This window comes from Dietzia maris (genome assembly GCF_014144855.1).
Lineage (GTDB): Bacteria > Actinomycetota > Actinomycetes > Mycobacteriales > Mycobacteriaceae > Dietzia > Dietzia kunjamensis.
This window is the reverse complement of sequence record NZ_JAALDN010000202.1, coordinates 1-3,727: the sequence shown is the minus strand read 5'-3', so window position 1 is coordinate 3,727 and position 3,727 is coordinate 1. Positions and strand designations below refer to the sequence as shown.

Here is a 3,727-nt window from a genome sequence, read left to right as displayed (position 1 = left end):
TCCGCCAGTGCGTCGATCAGGGCGGGTACCCGGTCGGCGCTGCTGCGGCTGCGGCGTTGGTCGATGGTCACCACGTACATGGGGCGATCGTGCCACACACCGCCGACATAAGGTGAAAACACCTAAAAGTGACGAATTAGCCGTTATCGGCTAACTGCGCGAACTGAGGCGTTCAGGCCTCACGCGCGCGCGCCGTCTCCGCAGGTGCCGAGGGGATCCGCGCCGCCCGCAGCCCGTTGAGGATCACGATGACCTCGGCGATCTCGTGGACCAGGACCACCGCGGCGAGCCCGAGGGCGCCGGTGATCGCCAGTGGGACCAGGGCGGTGATGAGGATCAGTGAGAGGACGATGTTCTGGTTGATGATCCGGCTGCCCCGGCGGGCGTGGGCGAGGGCCCGGGGCAGGAGGCGCAGGTCGGTGCCGGTGAAGGCCACGTCCGCGGACTCGATCGCGGCGTCGGATCCGGTCGCGCCCATCGCGATGCCGACGTCCGCGGTGGCCAGTGCCGGGGCGTCGTTGATGCCGTCGCCGATCATCGCCGTGGGCCGGGTGCGGGCGAGCTCGGCGATCGCGTCGGCCTTGTCGCCGGGCGAGAGGTCGGCGCGGATGTCACCGATGCCGGCCTGCGCGCCGAGAGCGGCCGCGGTGCGTGGGTTGTCGCCGGTCAGCATGCTCACGCCGATGTGGTGGTCGGCCAGGGTGGCGACGACGACGAGGACCTCCGGCCGCAGTTCGTCGCGGATGCCGATGGCGCCGATCGGGCGGCCGTCGCGGTGGACCACCACCACGGTCATGCCCTCGTGCTCGAGGGTCGTGATTTGCCCGGTGAGCTGTCCGGCGGCGAGCCGGCGTGGTGAGCCCACGGTGACGAGGTGTCCGTCGATGGTGCCGCAGATCCCGTGCCCGGCGGACTCCTCGACGTGCTCGGCGTCTGCGATTCCCGGCGCGGAGACCCGCGGGTCTGCCGGGTCCTGCCGGGAGGCCCCGGCGAGGGCGGCGGAGGTGATGGCGGCCGCCAGCGGGTGGGTGCTGTGGCCCTCGACGGCCGCGGCCAGGGACAGCACCTCGGACTCGCTGGTGCTCGGGGTGGTGAGGACGCGGACGACCGAGGGCTCGTTGCGGGTGAGGGTCCCGGTCTTGTCCATCGCGAGGTGACGGATGGTGCCGAGCCGTTCGAACGCCGCCCCGGACTTCACGACGACACCGAACCGGCTGGCCGCGCCGATCGCGGAGACCACGGTGACGGGCACCGAGATCGCCAGTGCGCAGGGCGAGGCGGCGACCAGGACGATCAGCGCGCGGGTGATCCACAGCTCCGGGTCGCCGAGCAGTGAGCCGAGGCCCGCGACGAGCAGGGCCAGCACGAGGACCCCGGGGATCAGCGGGCGGGCGATCCGGTCGGCGAGGCGGGCCCGGTCGCCCTTCTCGGTCTGGGCGCGCTCGACGAGGCCGACGATCGTGGTGAGCGTGTTGTCGGTGCCCGGGGCGGTGGTGGTGAGGTCGAGGAGGCCGGAGGTGTTGATCGAACCGGCGAGGACGCGGTCGCCGGGCGTGACCTCGACGGGGATCGACTCGCCCGTGACCGCGGAGGCGTCGACGCTGCTACGGCCGCGGGCCACGATCCCGTCGGTGGCGACGCGCTCGCCGGGGGCCACGACGAGCATCTGGTCGACACGAAGCTCGGCGGTGGGGATCTCGATGGTGCGGGCACCCCGGCGGACGGTGGCGGTGTCCGGGACCAGCGTCAGCAGGGAACGCAGGCCGGAGCGGGCGCGGTCCATCGCCTTGTCCTCGAGCGCCTCGGCGATCGAGTAGAGGAAGGCCAGGGCTGCGGCCTCCTCGACGTAGCCGAGGATCACGGCGCCCACGGCGCTGATGGTCATGAGCAACCCGATGCCGAGCCGGCCGCTGGTGAGCAGCCCGCGGATCGCTGCCGGGGCGAACGTCGACCCGCCGAGCAGCAGGCCGATCCAGAACAGGGCCTGGCCGGCCGGTCCGGCTCCCGACCACTCTGCCCCCCACCACTCTGCCGCGAGGCCCGAGACGAACGCGACGCCGGACGCGGCCGGGATGAGGACCGCCGGGTCCTTCCACCACGGTCGGTCCTTCTCCTCGGGGTCGGCGGGCGCCGGCGCCTCGCAGCCGCACGCGGAGGTCATGACGCCGCGCACGTGGGGCAGTCGGAGACCGCGCACTCGGCGTCGCGGTCCACGGCGAGTGTGATGTCGAGCAGCGCGGTGAGTGCGGCCTCGAGGTGCGGGTCGGCGATCTCGTAGCGCATCTGCCGCCCCTCGGGCGCGGCCACGGCGATCCCGCAGTCCCGCAGGCACCCGAGGTGGTTGGAGACGTTGGGCCGGGTCAGTTCGAGTTCGCGGGCGAGGTCGGCCGGGTACCGGGGCCCCTCGAGCAGGCACAGCAGGATCCGGGACCGGGTGGGGTCGGCCATCGCGCGGCCGAGCCGATGCATCACGTCGAGGCGGGTGGCACGCGTCAGCATACGCTGAACTGTACAACGCACGCTGAACTGACGTTGAGCCACCAGGCGGCTGTCTGGCCTCCTCGCCGCCATAGCCCGCCGACAAGAGGAATTCGTGCACCCGTCTCTCGGGCGATACGCGCGAAATCCTCTGCTCGGCAGGCAGGCAGGCGGGAGGGCAGGCGGGCGCGGGTCGGGGCGGGCCCCTCAGGGGGAGTCCGGCGTCAGGTGGTGGCGGGGCGGCCAATGTCGGGCCGGGAGTCGCCGAAGGTCTCCTTGCGCTCGCGGTCGCGGACCCGCTCGCCCCACGCGTCGAGCCGGGCGCGGCCGAACGGCGTGCGGTAGCGCAGCGTGTTGAGCGTGACGAGATAGGCGTGGGCCCACGGCGGCCGGACGGGCAGGCCGAACTCGCGCATCGACTCACGTCCCAGCAGCATGGTGAGCATGCTCAGCAGTCGCTCGTGGCCGATGCGGGCGCGCAGGCGAGGGAAGGGGCCGCTGCGATGCCGGGTGCGCTGCGCCTCGACCAGCGCCTGCGTGAGCTGCGGGCCCGCCTCGGACAACCCGGCCTGCGCCAGGAGGATGTGGTAGTTGATGCGGTGGCGTTCGCTCTCGCGCTCGACGAGGAAGTCGTCGTCGACCCCGAGCAGCCAGCCGACGTAGCGCCACACGTGCATGACGTCGGCCGAGTCCTGTCGGCTCACCGGCACGCCGAGCGTCCGCACGCCCAGCAGGACCACGGCGTCGAACAGGCCCAGGGTGGCGGCGAGGTCGCTCTGGTTGGTCGGCAGGCCCCAGTGGCCCGTGTCCCAGCGGGGCTCCATGGCGTGGTTGACCACCGCGTGCATCGCCCGCACGTGGCCGGTCAGTCGCCAGGCCTCGCCGCCCGGGCGCAGCCCGTCGGGGATCGACAGCGACATGGTCCAGTGGCTGGTCTCGGCCAGGCGACGCAGGGTCGTGTTGCCGGTCAGCCCGCCGGTGGCCACGAGCAGGTCGGTGGGGCCGCCGAAGCGGTAGCCGCCGATGAGCGAGAGCTGCAGCAGGATGTCGGCGGCGTTCTGGCCCAGCCGCAGGTAGACCTTCTGGCCGCGCTCGATCCTGGCCCAGTCGACCCAGTCCGGGGTGTCCTCGAGCCGCCCGATGTACTCGCGCAGGACGGGCGCGGTGTCCTCGGGCAGGCCGGCCGTGCCGGTGGTCAGGGCCTCGTCGAGCCGGCGGCGGCTCACGGCGCCGGGCTCGCCCGAGCGCA

The 3,727-nt window shown here is 73.0% G+C and carries 3 protein-coding genes; all 3 read right to left on the bottom strand.

Annotated features, from left to right (window positions below; translation table 11 throughout):
* Positions 1-172 precede the first annotated feature (172 nt).
* Positions 173-2,161: a heavy metal translocating P-type ATPase gene (locus tag G6024_RS07260; RefSeq protein WP_159148377.1), complete on the bottom strand. Its 1,989-nt coding sequence runs from the start codon at positions 2,159-2,161 to the stop codon at positions 173-175.
* Positions 2,158-2,499, bottom strand: coding sequence for a Cd(II)/Pb(II)-sensing metalloregulatory transcriptional regulator CmtR (cmtR, locus tag G6024_RS07255; protein ID WP_067713415.1), 342 nt, complete (start codon positions 2,497-2,499; stop codon positions 2,158-2,160). The genes G6024_RS07260 and cmtR overlap by 4 nt, the downstream gene beginning before the upstream one ends.
* Positions 2,500-2,702: 203 nt before the next feature.
* Positions 2,703-3,727, bottom strand: a 1,025-nt coding sequence (locus G6024_RS07250; RefSeq protein WP_159148376.1) for an oxygenase MpaB family protein, incomplete at its 5' end; no start/stop codon positions are given.